Annotated in this window: 20 protein-coding genes and 1 pseudogene; 13 read left to right on the forward strand and 8 right to left on the reverse strand. The window is 37.2% G+C overall.

Annotation, left to right across the window (positions count from 1 at the left end):
• Positions 1-84: 84 nt before the first annotated feature.
• From tsaE to tsaD, 4 genes are read left to right on the forward strand one after another with little or no spacing between them, the layout of a single operon-like run.
• Positions 85-546 (forward strand): tRNA (adenosine(37)-N6)-threonylcarbamoyltransferase complex ATPase subunit type 1 TsaE, encoded by a 462-nt coding sequence (tsaE, locus tag HCB38_RS07885; protein WP_185638175.1) that lies wholly within the window; start codon positions 85-87, stop codon positions 544-546.
• Positions 543-1,235 (forward strand): tRNA (adenosine(37)-N6)-threonylcarbamoyltransferase complex dimerization subunit type 1 TsaB, encoded by a 693-nt coding sequence (tsaB, locus tag HCB38_RS07890; RefSeq protein ID WP_185319252.1) that lies wholly within the window; start codon positions 543-545, stop codon positions 1,233-1,235. Before tsaE ends, tsaB begins: the two co-directional genes overlap by 4 nt.
• The gene (gene rimI, locus HCB38_RS07895) at positions 1,232-1,687 is read left to right on the forward strand and encodes a ribosomal protein S18-alanine N-acetyltransferase (protein ID WP_185319251.1); all 456 of its coding nucleotides are present in this window, start codon (positions 1,232-1,234) and stop codon (positions 1,685-1,687) included. Before tsaB ends, rimI begins: the two co-directional genes overlap by 4 nt.
• Complete coding sequence (tsaD, locus tag HCB38_RS07900) at positions 1,684-2,706, forward strand: tRNA (adenosine(37)-N6)-threonylcarbamoyltransferase complex transferase subunit TsaD (RefSeq protein WP_185319250.1); 1,023 nt, start codon at positions 1,684-1,686, stop codon at positions 2,704-2,706. Before rimI ends, tsaD begins: the two co-directional genes overlap by 4 nt.
• A gap of 73 nt (positions 2,707-2,779) precedes the next feature.
• Here tsaD and HCB38_RS07905 read toward each other — a convergent pair whose 3' ends face one another.
• Both HCB38_RS07905 and HCB38_RS07910 read right to left on the reverse strand, forming a co-directional pair.
• Positions 2,780-3,739, reverse strand: coding sequence for an alpha/beta hydrolase (locus tag HCB38_RS07905; RefSeq protein ID WP_185618253.1), 960 nt, complete (start codon positions 3,737-3,739; stop codon positions 2,780-2,782).
• A 23-nt stretch (positions 3,740-3,762) separates the two neighbouring features.
• On the reverse strand, positions 3,763-5,715 hold the full coding sequence (locus HCB38_RS07910; protein ID WP_185319248.1) for an ABC-F family ATP-binding cassette domain-containing protein: 1,953 nt from the start codon (positions 5,713-5,715) through the stop codon (positions 3,763-3,765).
• A gap of 310 nt (positions 5,716-6,025) precedes the next feature.
• Here HCB38_RS07910 and HCB38_RS07915 point away from each other — a divergent pair, with 310 nt between their 5' ends.
• A complete protein-coding gene (locus tag HCB38_RS07915; RefSeq protein WP_003722329.1) occupies positions 6,026-6,673 on the forward strand; it encodes a redox-sensing transcriptional repressor Rex in 648 nt (215 codons plus the stop codon).
• Positions 6,674-6,699: 26 nt separating this feature from the next.
• Here HCB38_RS07915 and HCB38_RS07920 read toward each other — a convergent pair.
• Together HCB38_RS07920 and HCB38_RS07925 are read right to left on the reverse strand one after the other, a co-directional pair.
• Positions 6,700-6,904: pseudogene (locus tag HCB38_RS07920) on the reverse strand (DUF4305 domain-containing protein).
• 1 nt (position 6,905) lies between these two features.
• Positions 6,906-7,592, reverse strand: coding sequence for a CPBP family intramembrane glutamic endopeptidase (locus HCB38_RS07925; protein ID WP_185638177.1), 687 nt, complete (start codon positions 7,590-7,592; stop codon positions 6,906-6,908).
• A 234-nt stretch (positions 7,593-7,826) separates the two neighbouring features.
• Between HCB38_RS07925 and groES the strand changes: the two genes are divergently transcribed.
• The 4 genes from groES (at position 7,827) to HCB38_RS07945 (ending at position 11,090) form a co-directional block, all read left to right on the forward strand.
• Complete coding sequence (gene groES, locus HCB38_RS07930; protein WP_185319246.1) at positions 7,827-8,111, forward strand: co-chaperone GroES; 285 nt, start codon at positions 7,827-7,829, stop codon at positions 8,109-8,111.
• Between the two features lie 34 nt (positions 8,112-8,145).
• Positions 8,146-9,774, forward strand: a complete 1,629-nt coding sequence (gene groL / locus HCB38_RS07935; RefSeq protein ID WP_185319245.1) for a chaperonin GroEL — start codon at positions 8,146-8,148, stop codon at positions 9,772-9,774.
• Positions 9,775-10,446: 672 nt separating this feature from the next.
• Complete coding sequence (locus HCB38_RS07940; RefSeq protein WP_003763314.1) at positions 10,447-10,656, forward strand: hypothetical protein; 210 nt, start codon at positions 10,447-10,449, stop codon at positions 10,654-10,656.
• A gap of 44 nt (positions 10,657-10,700) precedes the next feature.
• A complete protein-coding gene (locus tag HCB38_RS07945) occupies positions 10,701-11,090 on the forward strand; it encodes a hypothetical protein (RefSeq protein ID WP_185638179.1) in 390 nt (129 codons plus the stop codon).
• A 53-nt stretch (positions 11,091-11,143) separates the two neighbouring features.
• Here the strand turns inward: HCB38_RS07945 and mscL are convergent, their stop codons facing one another.
• Positions 11,144-11,536, reverse strand: a complete 393-nt coding sequence (mscL, locus tag HCB38_RS07950) for a large conductance mechanosensitive channel protein MscL (RefSeq protein WP_185319243.1) — start codon at positions 11,534-11,536, stop codon at positions 11,144-11,146.
• Between the two features lie 60 nt (positions 11,537-11,596).
• Complete coding sequence (locus HCB38_RS07955) at positions 11,597-11,788, reverse strand: hypothetical protein (RefSeq protein ID WP_185638180.1); 192 nt, start codon at positions 11,786-11,788, stop codon at positions 11,597-11,599.
• A 147-nt stretch (positions 11,789-11,935) separates the two neighbouring features.
• On the opposite strand from HCB38_RS07955, the gene HCB38_RS07960 reads away from it, so the two are divergent.
• The 3 genes from HCB38_RS07960 to HCB38_RS07970 are packed head-to-tail and all read left to right on the forward strand — an operon-like array spanning position 11,936 to position 14,851.
• Positions 11,936-13,561: a copper resistance CopC/CopD family protein gene (locus HCB38_RS07960; protein ID WP_185638182.1), complete on the forward strand. Its 1,626-nt coding sequence runs from the start codon at positions 11,936-11,938 to the stop codon at positions 13,559-13,561.
• Positions 13,562-13,573: 12 nt separating this feature from the next.
• Positions 13,574-14,191 carry a YcnI family copper-binding membrane protein gene (locus HCB38_RS07965; RefSeq protein ID WP_185319240.1) on the forward strand — a complete coding sequence of 206 codons (618 nt, stop codon included), beginning with the start codon at positions 13,574-13,576 and terminating at the stop codon, positions 14,189-14,191.
• Between the two features lie 18 nt (positions 14,192-14,209).
• Positions 14,210-14,851, forward strand: a complete 642-nt coding sequence (locus HCB38_RS07970; protein ID WP_185607851.1) for an MOSC domain-containing protein — start codon at positions 14,210-14,212, stop codon at positions 14,849-14,851.
• Between the two features lie 5 nt (positions 14,852-14,856).
• Here HCB38_RS07970 and HCB38_RS07975 read toward each other — a convergent pair whose 3' ends face one another.
• Positions 14,857-15,600, reverse strand: a complete 744-nt coding sequence (locus HCB38_RS07975; protein ID WP_185607852.1) for a potassium channel family protein — start codon at positions 15,598-15,600, stop codon at positions 14,857-14,859.
• A gap of 108 nt (positions 15,601-15,708) precedes the next feature.
• A complete protein-coding gene (locus HCB38_RS07980; RefSeq protein ID WP_003723941.1) occupies positions 15,709-16,626 on the reverse strand; it encodes a COX15/CtaA family protein in 918 nt (305 codons plus the stop codon).
• Between the two features lie 235 nt (positions 16,627-16,861).
• On the opposite strand from HCB38_RS07980, the gene cyoE reads away from it, so the two are divergent.
• A complete protein-coding gene (gene cyoE, locus HCB38_RS07985; protein ID WP_185319237.1) occupies positions 16,862-17,767 on the forward strand; it encodes a heme o synthase in 906 nt (301 codons plus the stop codon).
• Positions 17,768-17,807: the final 40 nt, after the last annotated feature.

Raw genomic sequence — 17,807 nt, forward strand, 5'->3', positions numbered from 1 at the left:
TTATAAGTCGTTACGTTTTTTGCTTTTTATTTTGGTACAGCTTTGTGGTATGATATGTAGAGAAAATGATGGACGGGTGAGGGAATGGAATTCGAATTAATAATGGCAAGTGAAGCAAAGACAAGACTTCTTGCAAGACAACTTGGTGAAAAACTTGTAGCTGGAGATGTGATTTTACTCGAAGGTGATCTTGGGGCCGGGAAAACGACTTTTACAAAAGGAATTGGTGAAGGTCTATTGATTCCGCAAATGATTAAAAGCCCAACATTCACCATTATCCGTGAATACAAGAAAGGGCGTTTGCCTCTTTACCACATGGATGTATACCGCTTAGAAGATACGTCAGCTGATGAACTCGGTTTGGAGGAGTATTTTTACGGAGCTGGTGTTAGTGTGGTTGAATGGGCACAATTTGTTCGTGAAGATTTACCAGAAGAATATTTGGAAATTAAACTTTTTCATATAGATGAGAATACACGCAAAATGGTTGTTAAACCATTTGGCGAAAGACACAAGCAACTTGCAATGGAGGTTTTTGGCAAATGATACTTGGGATGGATACGTCCTCAGATACAATGACGATAGCACTCTTTAATAAGGGTGTCGTTTTAGGAGAATATACAACAAATTTGAAAAAAAATCATAGTGTGCGCTTACTTCCAGCAATTGCTGCTTTGATGGAAGAATGCGGCGTAAAACCTACTGATTTAGAAAAAATTGCTGTTGCAAAAGGCCCAGGTTCTTATACAGGGCTTCGAATCGGCGTAACCGTAGCTAAAACAATGGCATGGGATGCGGGAATTCCGATTGTTGGTATTTCCTCTTTAGCACTTTTAGCAGAAAATGGCTTATATTTCCCTGGAAAAGTAGTTGCTTTGATGGATGCCCGTCGTTTGAATGTTTATGCAGGTGTTTATCAAGCGAATCATGGCGAAATGAAGAATCTGATAGCGGATAGCCATACTGCGCTAACTGATTTATTAGAACAGTTAAAACATGGGACGGATACGATTTTATTTATAGGAACATTAACGGAACAAATTTGCTTTACTGTAATGGAAGTTCTTGGAGAACGAGCGATTTTTGCTCAGGCAGATTATTCTTACTCGCGTGCTAGTTCTCTTGTAAAGTTGGCAGAGAATTTGATCGGTGAATCAGCAGATAATTTTGTTCCAGATTATTTAAAACTTGCAGAAGCGGAAAGTAAATGGTTAGAAGCGAGGGGTTCTGAGTGAGTTTGGAAGCGGCTTTGTTATTTCGAGAAGCAACCGTGACTGACTTGAAGAGTATTATGAAGGTAGAAAACGCTGCATTCACGGTACCTTGGACAGAAGCAGCTTTTCGGAATGAATTTATAATTAATCAATATGCTTATTATTTACTTGCGACATACAAGAATCAAGTAGTGGGGTATGCAGGTGTTTGGCTCGTGCTGGATGAAGGACATATTACGAATATTGCGATTCATCCTGATTTTCAAGGTAACCATTATGGTGAGGCGCTTTTACGAGAAATGATTCGTATAGCAAAAGAGCGTGGTACCATTCGGATGACACTAGAAGTTCGTGTTTCCAATAATGTAGCACAAGGGCTTTACAAAAAATTAGGATTTCAAGACGGCGCCATTCGGAAAAACTATTATCCGGATACGAAAGAAGATGCGCTAGTGATGTGGGTGGACTTATGAAAAAAAATACATTAATTCTTGGGATAGAATCAAGCTGCGATGAAACAGCCGCTTCTGTCGTAAAAAATGGCTGTGAAATAGTATCTAGCGTGGTGGCTTCACAAATTGAAAGTCATAAGCGATTTGGCGGAGTGGTTCCAGAAATTGCATCACGACACCATGTGGAACAAATTACTATTGTGATTGAAGAAGCTTTAAAACAAGCAAATGTAACGATGGACGATTTGGACGGGGTGGCGGTAACGGAAGGGCCTGGTTTAGTTGGGGCGCTTTTAATTGGTGTCAATGCTGCAAAAACACTTGCTTTTATGCATAATTTGCCTCTTATTGGTGTCCATCATATTGCTGGACATATTTATGCGAATCGTTTTGAAACAGCATTTAATTTTCCACTGTTATCATTAGTTGTTAGTGGCGGGCATACGGAACTTGTTTTAATGAAAGCAGACAATGAATTTGAAGTTATCGGGGAAACAAGAGATGACGCGGCTGGAGAGGCATATGATAAAGTGGCGCGCACACTTGGTTTAGCTTACCCAGGTGGTGTTCAAATAGACAAACTTGCTAAAGATGGTGAAGACACGTTTCATTTTCCGCGGGCGATGATGGATGATGGTTCGTTCGACTTTAGTTTTAGTGGATTGAAATCTTCTTTTATAAATACACTGCATAATTTAAGGCAACGCGGTGATGAACCAAATCCCCATGATATGGCAGCAAGTTTTCAAGCAAGTGTAGTCGATGTTTTAGTGAATAAGACAATCCGTGCAGCTAAACAATACAAAGTGAAACAATTGCTTCTTGCTGGAGGAGTTGCGGCAAATCAAGGTTTAAGAGAACGGCTCATTCAAGAAGTAAAACTAGAACTTCCTGACACCGAGCTGATTATCCCGCCGTTATCATTATGTGGTGATAATGCGGCTATGATTGCTGCTGCAGGAACAGTTAGCTTCTTACAAGGAAAACGAAGCAATTATGATATGAATGCAAATCCAGGTTTATTGTTAGAGGACATATAAAAAAACATGCGGAATTAAATGCCACATGCTTTAAACTGTAGGCAAAGCGAGAAATCACTTTGCCTACAGTTTTTTACATTGTTTTAGTTAAAAATTGTCGTACTTTTTCTTCGTATGTTTTTGGATCAACGGTGAACGCTTGACCGTGTTCAGCGCCTTTTACAATCCATTTCTCCTTGTAACTTTTTGTTGCATCGTATAGTTCGTCTATCATAGAGGTAGGGACAAATGCATCTGAATCACCGTGAATATAGAAAATAGGCAAATTAGTTTTAGCTACTGCATTAACCGCACTTGCTTCGCTGAAAAAGAAACCTTCTTTTACTTTATTTATGAGGCTCGCTGTTGGAATAATGGGGAATTTTGGTAAATGAAACATTGCTTTTAATTGATAAGATAATTCGGCATCCATGGAAGTATAACCACAATCCGCGATAATACTTTTAACTTGTTTTGGGAGTTTCTCGCCACTTGTCATCAAGACGGTGGAACTACCCATAGAAACTCCATGAAGGACAATTTCTGTATCATCACCATTTTTATCAAGTACTTGCTTCGTCCACTGAACATAATCTTTACGTTCTGGCCAACCAAAGCCTATATTTTCCCCTTCACTTTCGCCGTGAGCTCTCGCGTCAGGCATTAATACGTTGTAGCCGAACTTTTGATGATACATCCTTGCTAGACCGGCCATTTCGACTTTGCCGCTTTTTCCGCGATAACCGTGAGCTAAAATAATGGTTGTATTAGAAGGGGTGGAAGCTTCTAAATAATTAGCGACCAATTTCAACCCATCTGCCGAGGTTTCTGTCCATTTTGTGAGTGGTTGCTCTTTTATCCAAGCGACATTTTCTTCTCGGTTTTTTTTCGCAAGTTTGGCTGTTTCAGTAGTTTGATCTGTAGTTGGTTTGTCATTCATACTTGAATTATCACGAGATAGTGCATAGCTATATAAATAAAAGCTCGCGCAAATAGTAATAATTACAAGTAACCCGACGGTAATTGAACCAGAAATAATTAAAATCTTTTTCATAGTTTGCTCCTTTTTTATGTAGATTACATAGATTCTAGTTCTTCGCTTACTTTCTCCCACTCCTCCATCAGTTTTTCACCACGTGCTTTTACCACATCAAGTTCTTGCGTAATTTCAAAAGCTTTCTCATGGTCCTGAAAAATTTCCGGTTTGGTTAATTGGAGCTCTAGTTCGGCGATTTTTTCATCCGTTTCTTCCATAGATTTTTCTACTTCTTCTAGTTTGCGTTTTCTTTGACGAAGTAGTTTTTGTTGTTCTTTTTCTTCTTGATAGTTCAATTTTCTAACAGATGCGGTTGCTTCGACCTCTTCTCCTTTTTTTCGACGTTCTTCTCTATCAAGGCGCGCTAGTTCTTTTGCTTCGGCGATTTTTTCTTGGTAATAATCGTAATCACCAAGGAAAACAGTCGCTTTCTCTGGAGCTAGTTCGACCACTTTAGAAGCGATTCGGTTAATAAAGTAACGGTCATGAGAAACAAAGAGAATTGTCCCTTCAAAATCGATTAAAGCAGCTTCTAAAACTTCTTTACTTTCAATATCTAAATGGTTGGTCGGTTCATCCAGAATAAGTACATTAGCTTCAAGTAAAGTAAGTTTGGCAAGAGCAAGTCTAGCTTTTTCGCCACCACTAAGGGATTGGACATTTTTTAGCACGTCATCATCTGAAAATAAGAAATTACCCAGTGTTGTTCGAACGTTCACTTCATTTAATTCTGGATAATCATCCCATAGCTCCATTAGAACGGTTTTATTTGATGTTAGTTTGGCTTGTTCTTGGTCATAGTAACCGATTTTGACACCTGCTCCAAAATGGAATTCACCGCTAAGAGCTGGAATATCGCGAATGAGTGTTTTAAGAAGGGTAGATTTACCGATTCCGTTTGGACCAACGAGCGCTAGACTATCTTGACGTTTCATTTCGAACGTTAGATTGGAAGCAATGCGCTTGTCTTTTGTGTAACCAATACTTAATTCATCTACCATTAAAACATCTTTACCAGTTTGCTTTTCAAATTGGAAGCCAAAATGAGCCGCTTTTTCATCGCCTTGAGGTCGAGCGAGTACATCCATTTTTTCCAATTGTTTTCTTCTACTTTGAGCTCGTTTCGTTGTAGAAGCACGAACGATATTTCTTGCGACAAAATCTTCTAGCTTAGAAATTTGTTTTTGTTGTTTATCGAATTCTTTCCACATCTGTTCTAGTTTTGCTTGTTTTTGACTAACAAATGAACTGTAATTTCCTTTATAGTGATCAATTTTTGTGCGACTAATTTCGTATACTTGGTTAACGACTTTATCTAAGAAATAGCGGTCATGAGAAACGATAAGTAAAGAACCATGATAGTTTTGCAAATAGGTTTCTAGCCAAGCTAATGTTTCAATATCTAAATGGTTTGTCGGTTCATCGAGAACAAGAATATCCTGTTTCGCGAGTAATAACTTAGCCAGTGCAAGCCTTGTTTTTTGCCCACCACTGAGTGAGGCAATTTCTACTTCATAATCTTCTGGATAAAAGCGCAAACCGTTTAAAACGGAGCGTATTTCTGCTTCATACGTATACCCGCCAACTTCTTTAAAAGTATGTTGTAAGGTATCATAATCGGTCATCAATGCTTGATATTTTTCCGGATTATTATAAAGCTCAGGTTCCCCGAGACGGAGCTCCATTTTGCGTAAATCTGCTTCCATTTTTCTAAGCGAATCAAAAACACTTAACATTTCATTCCAAATGGTTTTCGTGGATTCAAGGCCGGTATTTTGAGCCAAATAGCCGATTTCGACACTTTTAGGTTTGGAAATAGTTCCGCTATCATAACTCATTTTTCCAGCGATAATTTTAAGTAAGGTAGATTTACCTGCACCATTTCGACCAACTAGGGCAATGCGGTCGCCTGTTTTTACTTCTAATTTAATATTATCTAAAATAACTTCTGCACCGAAGAATTTAGAAATTTGCTGAACTTGTAATAATATCATAATCTCTCTCCTCGAACGTTCTCCTTACTAGTTTATCTTAAAAGCCAAGTAATCGCAATGAGAGAAGAAAAGCTTCACGTAGAAGATAGATTGTGAAAACACTCGCATTATTTGTGATTTTAGCGTAGAATGGAAAAGAAGGAAAACACTAGATATTTTGCAGGACAAACTATTGCTTGAAAATCATGAGCAAAAAGTTTGTGCATTCCTTGTGAAATGTTTATAGTATATAAGCAAGCATGTGAAAGGAAGTACAGTTCACAACAGCTTCAACTTCAGAAAAAATTTAAAAGAAGAAGGGACAGAAGGCATGATGGAGGAAACAACAAAAATTCCACAAGCGACAGCAAAACGCTTACCATTATATCATCGTTACTTGAAATACCTAGATGAATCAGGTAAGGAACGAGTATCATCTGCGGAATTAAGTGAAGCGGTGAAAGTTGATTCAGCGACTATACGACGTGATTTTTCGTACTTTGGCGCTTTAGGTAAGAAAGGATACGGGTATAACGTTTCTTACATACTCGACTTTTTCAGTAAAACACTTAGTCAAGACAAACAGACAAATGTTGCACTAATTGGGGTAGGTAACCTTGGTACAGCATTATTACATTATAATTTCATGAAAAATAATAATATCAAAATCGTTGCTGCATTTGATGTGGATCCAGCGAAAGTAGGTAGTGTTCAACAAGACATTCCAATTTATCACTTAAATGATATGGAAGAAATTGTTCGTGAAAATGGTGTGGAAGTAGTTATTTTGACAGTTCCAGCTGATGAAGCTCAAGTAACAGTAGATCGTTTAATCGAAGCAGATGTGAAAGGTATTCTAAACTTTACACCAGCTCGTATTAGCGTTCCAAAACAAGTTCGTGTACACCATATCGATCTTACAACAGAATTACAAACGTTAATCTATTTCCTAGAAAACTATCCAGCGAAAACAGAATAAAAAAACCTGTAGAAGGTAAGCAACACTTACTTTCTACAGGTTTTTTTTACGTCTTTTAAGCCCAGTGATAATAAGGCCAATACCAATACCAAAATCAATTAACATCATTAGTATGAGTATATAGGCAACAAGGTCATAACCATACTCAGCCACTCGAACAATAACGAAATAGACAAATACAAGACCAAGCGCAAAATAAAGAAAACTTTGCTTTATCAATGAATTTTTCATATTATCCTCCAATGATTCCAAGACTCACGAGCAAAACAATGGTATTCATTAAAATATGTGCACCCATCGAAACGGCAATTCGTTTCGTTTTCGTATAAAGAAAACAAAGAATTAGCCCGATAACAAAATAAGTAAGTAAAAAGGAGATATCTCCGTGAAGTAATCCAAAGAAAAGCGAACTAATAACCGCAGCTACATGAATATTCATCACATTACTTAGTCCACCAAAAACTACTTTTCTAAAGACAAGCTCTTCTAAAATTGGCCCAAGAACAGAAATGAAAATCAAGAAGATAGGTGCTGATCTAGTTAAATCAACTAGTAATTCCGTATTTGCAGAATTACTTAAATCCCCAGAAATCATTGTAATAATAATACTACAAATAATTTGTGCCACGTATAATCCAATGACACCTCCAATAATCCAAACAATACTCAGAAGCGGTTTCGTTTTTTCTCCAAGTTCTATTTTATTTTCTTTCGGTTTCCTGTAGAGCATCGGAATAATAATCGCAAGTGATAATAGATTAGAGAATATCGACCAAATAACCATTCCATACGATGCAGCATCTTCTTGAGAAAGGGATGTCGTACTAAGTAAAAGATGTTGAACAACTGGAATCCCAACAGACGCAGAAAATAATAATAATAAATAAACTAATACAATTGTAATATAACGTTTAGCCAAAAAATACGCATCCTTTCTAAAAACAAACTTCGGCTAAATTCCTTCGAGCAAGCGGAAATAGCTCTCCTTATTGTACTCGTTATCTAGCTTTACCGCAAATAAGAATTCTTCTGTTTTTTAAACGTTTTTGCTTGCAATTTTTATTCAGTTTGGTATCATAATAACTGTATTAGCACTCTAATGTGTCGAGTGCTAAAATGAAAAATTTAATTATATCAGAGGAGGTCATTTACATTGTTAAAACCATTAGGAGATCGTGTTGTAATTGAAGTACTTGAAGCAGAGGAAAAAACAGCAAGTGGAATTGTATTACCAGACTCTGCCAAAGAAAAACCGCAATCAGGAAAAATTATTGCAGTTGGTTCAGGTCGTGTTCTAGAAAATGGAGCAAAAGAACCGCTTGAAGTTGCAGAAGGTGACACAGTTATCTTTGCAAAATACTCTGGAACAGAAGTGACATACGAAGGAACTGACTATCTGATTTTACGTGAAAGTGATATTTTAGCAATTACTAAATAATTTAAAAAAAGAAATAATCGGAGGGAAATATAAAATGGCAAAAGATATTAAATTTAGTGAAGATGCTCGTCGTGCCATGTTACGTGGTGTCGACCAATTAGCAAACGCAGTAAAAGTAACGCTTGGCCCAAAAGGTCGTAATGTTGTTTTAGAGAAGAAATTCGGTTCTCCGTTAATTACAAATGATGGCGTAACGATTGCAAAAGAAATTGAATTAGAAGACCCATTTGAAAACATGGGAGCAAAACTTGTATCTGAAGTTGCTTCTAAAACCAATGATGTTGCTGGGGACGGAACTACAACCGCTACCGTTTTAGCGCAAGCAATGATTCAAGAAGGCTTGAAAAACGTAACAGCTGGAGCAAATCCAGTAGGCGTACGTCGTGGTATCGAAAAAGCCGTAGCAACAGCTATTGAAGAATTAAAAGCTATTTCTAAACCAATTGAAAGCAAAGAGTCTATCGCTCAAGTTGCTGCCATTTCTTCTGGTGATGAAGAAGTTGGTAAATTAATCGCAGAAGCAATGGAACGTGTTGGTAACGACGGCGTTATTACTATTGAAGAATCCAAAGGTTTTGCAACAGAATTAGACGTAGTAGAAGGTATGCAATTTGACCGTGGCTACACTAGCCCTTATATGGTAACTGATTCTGACAAAATGGAAGCAGTTCTTGAAAAACCATACATTTTAATTACGGATAAAAAAATCAACAATATTCAAGAAATCTTACCAGTTTTAGAACAAGTGGTTCAACAAGGTCGTCCAATGTTAATTATCGCGGAAGATGTTGAAGGGGAAGCTCAAGCAACTCTAGTATTAAACAAACTTCGCGGAACATTTAACGTAGTAGCAGTGAAAGCTCCTGGTTTCGGTGACCGCCGTAAAGCAATGTTAGAAGATATTGCTGTTTTAACTGGTGGACAAGTAATCACAGAAGACCTAGGTTTAGAACTGAAAACAGCTACCGTTGACCAACTTGGAACAGCTAACAAAGTAGTTGTAACAAAAGATGATACAACCATCGTAGAAGGAGCAGGCGATTCCACACAAATCAGCGCTCGTGTAAACCAAATTCGCGCGCAAATGGAAGAAACTACTTCTGAATTTGATAGAGAAAAATTACAAGAACGTTTAGCAAAACTTGCAGGCGGAGTAGCTGTTGTCAAAGTCGGCGCTGCAACTGAAACAGAGCTAAAAGAACGTAAATTACGTATTGAAGATGCGCTTAACTCTACTCGTGCAGCAGTAGAAGAAGGTATCGTTGCTGGTGGTGGTACGGCGCTTGTAAGTATTTACAATAAAGTAGCAGCACTAGAAGCTGAAGGTGATGTAGAAACTGGTATTAACATTGTGCTTCGTTCCCTAGAAGAACCAGTTCGCCAAATCGCGCATAACGCTGGACTTGAAGGTTCTGTTATTGTAGAACGTTTGAAACACGAAGCTGTCGGAGTTGGTTTCAACGCAGCAAACGGCGAATGGGTAAACATGATTGATGCGGGTATTGTTGATCCAACAAAAGTAACTCGCTCCGCATTGCAAAATGCTTCATCCGTTGCAGCACTTCTGTTAACTACGGAAGCTGTTGTAGCAGATCAACCAGATGAAAACGGCCCAGCAGCAGTTCCTGACATGGGAATGGGTGGCATGGGCGGCATGATGTAAGAAAGCATCAGCTGACATTTCAAAAAGGTCTCTGGATTTTATTCAGAGGCCTTTTTTATCTTAAATTAATAATAAAAACCGCTTTTATTTTCAAGGATAGAGGTGAAAAACAAAAGTGGAATTACATTATGAAACAATAAATCTAACGGTAGACGAATTATTTCCAGAAATTAACAAATATACAAAAAGTAGTGAGCAAAAAAATGGTCTGAGGAGTTAGGAGACTCTCCATATTTTTATTTTCCAGCACTTTGGATGTTATTGAATCTCAGGTTAACAGAAAAAGATTTTAATAATACATTAAGAGATAGAATGCTCACTTTTATGGAAGAAATGGCGATTAGTAAGGACAAGAGAGTGGTTGAATTAGTTACTGTGGAAATACTAGAACCAATTTTTAGACTGGATTTTAAAACTTACCAACTTGTAAAAAGATTCATCAACAACAGTCAAATTATAGGTGTCCATTCTAGTGAGAGGCTTTAGAAAGTAAGGAGGACCGCTCGTAAATATGACCAATAATTAAGATAGCTATGACAGGGTATCTGCTTGTCATAGTTTTTTTATGCGATAAACCAAAACTTGTTATGAAGCGAACAATTTTGGGACCAAAAAAGTAAGAATTTACCTCTAAACCATTGTTATAATAAAAGAAAAGGAGATGCGCTTATTATGAGAGAAAATTCCATTATTGGTCGAATTATTGCATTTTGTGCGATTTGCTTTGCATTTTTTAATCCGAAAACGGTAACTTATTGGCTTGGAGTTCGCGCAGAATCTGGGCCGGCTTGGTATCTTACAACAGTTGTCGCATGCGGGATTGCGGTTTTCGTACTGATTGATTTAATCAAAAAAATAAAACGAAGAAAAGCGGCAGAATGATAATTTTCGTGGTATACTACTAGAAAAACGACTAGGAGAACGCCATGAACTGGACACGTATAAGTAGTATTTTAATAGTTGGTTTTACAGCAATTGGAGCAATTTATGGTGGCTTATCCATGGTATTTAAGCCAAGCGGTAGTTTACTATCTCTTTCGACAGGGTTGCTTGATGGTTCACCATTTGTCGATTATTTAGTCCCAGGCATATTTTTATTCGTCTTTGTTGGGCTATTCCATTTTGCCGCACTTATTTATTTACTGAAAAAACTGCCACGAACTAAAGAAGTCATGTTTGCAGCAGCCGCTGTTTTGGGTGTGTGGATGGTTGTACAATTACTAATTATTGGTTATGTATTTATTTTACAAATTATCTTTTTAGTAGTCGCTGTGTTTGAAATGTTCTTAGCGCTACAATTAAAGAAACAACAATAAAAAGACAGGAACTTTTAGTCAAAAATAGCTGACTAAAGTTTCTGTCTTTCCTTTTAAATTTCTTTTTGTTGTTCTTTCAATAAATCGCGAATTTCTTTTAAGTATTCTTCTGTTGGTGGCACTGGTGTTTCTTCTGTAGGTTGTTCTTTTTTCTTCATAAAACTAGTAAGTATTTTGACAAATATAAAAATAGCAAAAGCGATGATGATAAAGTCAACAATAGATTGAATAAAAGCACCGTACTGAATAACAGATTTACCCACTGTCACACTTAATTTTGTGAAATCAAGTCCACCAAGAAGTACACCAACAACTGGCATAATGATATTATCTACTAAAGAAGAAACAATTTTTCCGAATGCAGCTCCAATAACAACCGCTACCGCAAGATCCAGTACGTTCCCTTTTAATGCGAAATCTCTAAACTCAAGCAACATTTTTTTCATAAAATTCACCTCCCGCTTCCCAGTATAAAACATCTAACTGTGATGTGAAAGCAACTGAACTTATTTTAGTAATAAACTGCCTATGTAAAGAGTCGGGGCCATTAAAGCATAGCCAATTATAATAAAGGTAAGTGCTCGGAGCCAAAAAGAGCTTAAAATACTTGGTTTCAATTTAGCTAAAAGTGCTTGAAGCCACATCGTGATGAGTGTAACAAAGGCAAACATAAAAAATAATTCGATATAACGAAGCATAGATAAAAATCTCCTTTTCCTTTTCTTTTACTATGCCATAATCTGTGCATCATTTGCAATAGCGAGTGAGCCAATTATTTCCATTCAATTGTTGCACGTGATAAGTTTAAAAAGAGTAAAACCGTGTGTTTGAAAAAGGAGTAGTAAATGAAATTATTAAAAAAGGTCAGTTTTATTCTTATCTTATTATACATATTAATTGTTCCAGTTCAACATGTTTCAGCCCATGCTTATTTGGAAAATTCAAATCCAGCTGATCAATCGCATATTAAAACAGCGCCAAAACAAGTAACGCTCGTTTTTAATGAAGAAATTGAAGCAGATTTTCCTTTGATAGAAGTAAAAGATTCAAATGGGAAGCGGGTTGAGACTGGAAAGACTGCTGTTTCAAAGAAGAATAATCATATGGTGGAAGCTTCTTTGCCAGCTAAATTAAAAGCAGATGTCTATTCCATATCGTGGCGAGTTGTTTCTGCTGATGGTCACGCGGTAAGTGGCGTCTTATCATTTAAATTAGGCGATACAAAAGCGACATTCCAAAGCACAGAAGTACCAACAAATGCTTTCGACCTGCAAATTAGTTCCGTTCAAAAAGCAATACTTTACATAGGCTTTTCATTGTTTATCGGGATGCTAGTTTTTGGACTAGGACTTTATCCGCGACAAGAGCAACTACCAGAAAAAATTACTACACGTTTAAAGAAAATAATCTGGTTTGCGCTCGCCTTTCTTGGCACGGCGCTACTAATGCAACTTTTTGTACAAACGAGCATTACAACGGGTGTTTCTATTAGCGAAAGTTTCCAGCCCGATAAATTAGCGGCTTTCTTAACGACGAAAACCGGCTATATTTGGCTTAGTGAGATTATCTCATGGCTCGTTCTTGTTATTTTTACTGCTATCATGCTTCGTAAAAATAAACAATGGAGCTGGTTCGCGCTTCTGACAGAGAGTGCATTAATTGGTTATTTGATTTTTGCGAAGGCTCAGAATGGACATGCTGCAGCGAGTGCCGATAAAATAGTAAGTATTACAGCAGATATGCTTCATATGATTGCAGCAAGTGTTTGGGTTGGCGGCATTTTAGTACTATTATTCGTATTACCGAAAACTGGGAAAGCGCGTGAAGTTTGGAGCAGATTTGCCATTGTAGCAATCATCGCGGTAGCTTCAATACTAGTTAGTGGCTTACTTATGGCAGTGATGAACATTGGTCAAATGGCAAACTTATTTACAACCAACTACGGCAAAATTCTGCTATTCAAAATAGGTTTATTTTTACTAATGGCATTATTAGGTTTAGGACATTACATCTATCTCAAACTCAAAAACAAAAAGTTGCCATTTAAAACAATATTAATTGAACTTATCATTGGGACAATCATTCTTATCGTTGCAAGTGTTTTAACAAACGTACAAACCCCGCCACCACCTGCCCCAAAAGCATTTGAAGAAACAATTGCAGCAGAAGGCGAAAATGCAAAAATTAATTTACGAGTAGAGCCAGCAACAGTCGGTCAAAACCAATTTATTATCACCTTTACTTCCGCAGATGGAGCCACCAAAACAGATTTCGAACAAGTGACTATCACAACAAAATCTACTAAAACCGTGGAAAAATCTACTTTCCAAGCGAAACTCGCAAATGAGAATCAATATTTTGCAGAAGGACTTTATATTAACCAAACTGGAAAATGGGAAATTACGGTCCATGGTCTAACGAAAGATTTTACCGATATTAATCAAACTTTTACAACCAATATTACACAGTAAAGGGGAAAAACAATGAAAAAAATTATTAGCTCCATTGTCGTTTTATTAGCTACTTTTATGATACCCTTGCAGGCGAGTGCCCACGTCTCTGTTTTACCAAGTGAGTCTACTGTTGACTCTTGGGAAACTTATACGATGAAAGTACCTTCTGAAAAAGACGCTGCATCAAAGAAAATCGTATTAAAAGTAGCAAAAGGTGTTTCATTCGAATCATACGAACCAGTGTCAGGATGGACAACTACGGTAGATAAGAAAAACAGTACAGTAACATGGCAAACTGAAGGAAGCGGGATTGAAAAAGGTCAATTCCAACGTTTTAGTTTTATCGCTAAAAACCCAAGTGAAGAAGGAGAAGTAGCTTGGAATGCCTACCAATATTATGAAGATGGCTCCATAGTTGAATGGGTTGGCGCAGAAGATTCCGAAACACCCCATGCGACTACGAAAATTTTGAAAGAATCTTCAAAAACTACCACAGGGTCACACGGAGAAATGGTTGCAGGAGCCGAGAATACTGCTGCGAATACAAGCGAGTCTAATGACAATACGATTTTATTATGGACGGCGCTTGCCATTGGTGTGCTCGCATTAATTACAAGTATTCTTGCTATCTTAAGCCGAAAAAAATAACATCAAAGGAGTAAATAGATGGAGAGGAAAATCATCCATTTAGCAGTTGGAAAACCAAAAAATTTAACCCTTCCAAGTAATAAACGAATGATGACTGGAATTGAAAAAAAGCTCGTTAAAAAAGCGCAATTAACTATGAATGGCTTTGAAAACGATGCACCTCATAATTTGAAATATCATGGAGGAGCGGATCGAACTGTATGCATTTATCCATATGAGCATTATGCCAAATGGGCTGAAATGTTTGGAGAAGAACTACAAGTAACCGCGTTTGGGGAGAATCTAATAGTCACTAATATGTTAGAGAGCACGGTCCATATCGGTGATAAATTTCAAATTGGTGAAACTGTAATACAAGTAACAGAGGCGCGAAACCCGTGTAGCACGATTGAGAAATTTAATGGAATACCAAATCTCTATAAAGCAATTCGCGAAACAGGCTTGACAGGTTATCTATGCCGAACAATTACCTCAGGAGAAATCAGTGAAACGGATAAGATTAGACAAATACACCAAGAGTCGCACGGGGTAACAGTTGCTTTTTGTCATGAAAAAGTATTGCATAAAAAAGGTACAAAAGAAGACTTTGAGCGAATTTTAGCTGTTCAAGCTTTATCCGAACGTTACCGGAATCAAGTAGAAAAGCTAATAAAAAAGTGATAGCGTCATTCGCTATCACTTTTTTTGGTTTCGTTTATTAATTCATTCTTTCTCAGTGTTAAAAATTGTTCAACTATGGCAATTTCTTCTTTCGTTAAATCAGGTGTGTCGGCAATTAATTGGGTGATTTTACTTGCGCGTTGTGTGCTAGAGGTAGAAGTTTTCTTAGCACGAAAAAAGTTGGTTAATGTACTAGTAATCATCCCAATAAACGCTATTCCAAATAGCATCATTATCGATGCTAAAATTCGTCCGATTGGTGTAACTGGAACGATATCTCCGTAGCCTACTGTTGTCGACGTAACGATTGCCCACCACAGTGCATCAGGATAGTTGTTTATTTCAGGTTCAATAAAAACCATTGGAACCGGAATAATAATCACAAGTAATACAAAAATCATTAAAAAGCGACTTAATCCATTGGAACGGAAAAAGCTATAAATCGGTACAATATAACGTCTTCCCATCGCAGTAATACTTAGAAGATGGATAAAACTTACAATCCGAGCCGCTCTAAATCCGCCGTAAAAAGGAATGATTGCAATCAATTGGAAAGGATGCGTTTTTACATAATGCCACTTATCATCTGCTCGGTGAAACCTAACAAAATAATCTAATGTAAATATCACCCAAATAATCCAATTTAAAATAAAAGTAAAGTTGTTTCTGTATGGCAATAGGGCAAGGGAAAGTACTATGAGACTAAGCATAAAAATCTCATAAATCATTTTTCTCTTTGTTTTATCCAAGTTATTCACCTCGTTTAACGTGTATTCTTATTTATTTTAGCATAAAACCGGCTGAAAACTGTAGATAAATCAAAAACAGCTGATGATATATGTCATCAGCTGTTTTCTTTATTTAATTCGTAGCCGATTACTTTTACTTCTAGATGCGAGCAAGCATAGGTAGCAAAGTAAGGCGAAGAGCATTGTAATAATTAAGCTGTGTGCCAGTGCGATATATAAGTTCACTCCTGTATAAACAGAAAGCGCACCAGTAACCGCTTGAAGAGCGATAAACACAAGTGACAATACCATACTAAAAGTTAACACGCGGTATCTTCTATAATCACGGAACACAAGCCAAGTTACATAAAGTAACCAAACAATTAAAATAAATGCGGCTAACCTGTGGAAATACTGCACATAATCTTGTACAGAAGTAGGCATAATAAAGTGCCCATTTTCAAACGGCCAAACCGGAACGGCCATACTTGCCTTTTCATGACGTACAAGTGCGCCAGTATAAACGGCTAAATAAGTATAAATCGTTAGCGCGTATATATTAATTCGTAATTTTGTCCCCATCACAAGGTTTCTAGCATCAAATTTCCTGTCTACTTCGAAAATCATTAGGGCAAGTAACACAATCGAGGCATAACATATAATGGAAATACCAAAGTGAAGTGCCATAATGTACGGATTTTGACCCCAAACTACTGCTGCCATTCCCATTAACGCTTGAATAATTAGAAACAACACAGCGATAATTGCAAGTGGTTTTGTTTCGCGGCGATTTTTCATATAAATCCAAGCACAAATTGCTAATACAATAACAAAAATCGAACTGATTCCTGTTGTCATTCGGTGCATAAATTCAATGAGTTTTTCTGGGGTAACATCTGTTAAACGAACTAATTGTCCATTACAAAGTGGCCAACTATTACCACAACCATCTGCCGAACCAGTTTTCGTCACCAGTGCCCCGCCAAAAACAACGACCGTCATACAAATAATCGTTAGTACAGACCAAACTTTTAAGAATTTTTTCATTATCTACCAATCTCTCCTTTAGATGCGTGTGAGATTTTACTAAAATTTGTTTATATGTATATGTTCATGAGTACACATCAAACTAATTGTAGCGTGTTTATTTAAAGAAGTAAAGCGTACAAGACTAAAGCCGATTTATTGACAAAAGGGGCGTATTTTTCACATAATAAGGGTATAGGATATGTATCAGTTCGCAATCACTGGTTTATATCAGCAAGTGTTAGGGGGAGAAAAATTGAATCAGATAGAGAAGACTGGGGAGTTAACTTCGAGTAGATTTACTGTCCGTGATTTTACCGAGCTTGTGAAAATCGGAATCGTTAATTCTAATACGATTACTGCTTTTACAGGTATGTGGCTAGCCTTTCAGTTAAATGGAATTTCTTTTATTCAAAATGTAGATGTAATATTTTTTACTATCGTCGGTTCGGCACTTATTGTCGCTGCTTCGGGCGCTTTTAACAATGTCATTGATCGTGATATTGACGGAATTATGGAAAGAACGAAAAACCGACCAACGATGACCGGGAAAATTTCTGGTAAACGTGCACTGATGGTCGCACTTGTGTTAGGTGTTGTCGGGACAATTATGTTATTTATGACGACTTGGCAAGCAGGAGTTCTTGGTGTTATCGGTGTCTTTTTGTATGTAGTCGTTTATTCCCTTTATGCGAAAAGAAAACTAGTTAGTAATACTGTCATTGGTAGTTTTTCAGGAGCTGTTCCACCGCTTATCGGTTGGTTTGCAGTTGAGCCATCATTTAGCATTGTGCCAATTATGCTATTTCTTGTCATGTTTTGTTGGCAACCACCTCATTTTTATGCAATCGCGATTAAACGGAAAGAGGAATACGCAGCCGCTGGAATTCCAATGTTGCCAGTAGTAAAAGGCATTGAACGCACAAAGAAAAGTATGTTTTTCTGGGTGATTTTATTAACTGTTTTACCATTCTTTATGTTTGATTTAGGGCTTGTATATGTTATTTTAGCAACCTTACTCAATATCGGTTGGCTGGCACTAAGTATTTATGGATTTAAAATGGAAGATAGCATCAAATGGGCAAAATGGATGTTTATTTACTCGCTAAATTACATGACAATTTTATTTGTTGCGATGGTCGTTATTTCGATTTTCTTATAAAGACAACTACAATTACGAGAACCGCATTTTGGCGCGGATT

The sequence above is a fragment of the Listeria farberi genome, from assembly GCF_014229295.1.
Taxonomy (GTDB): Bacteria; Bacillota; Bacilli; order Lactobacillales; family Listeriaceae; genus Listeria; species Listeria farberi.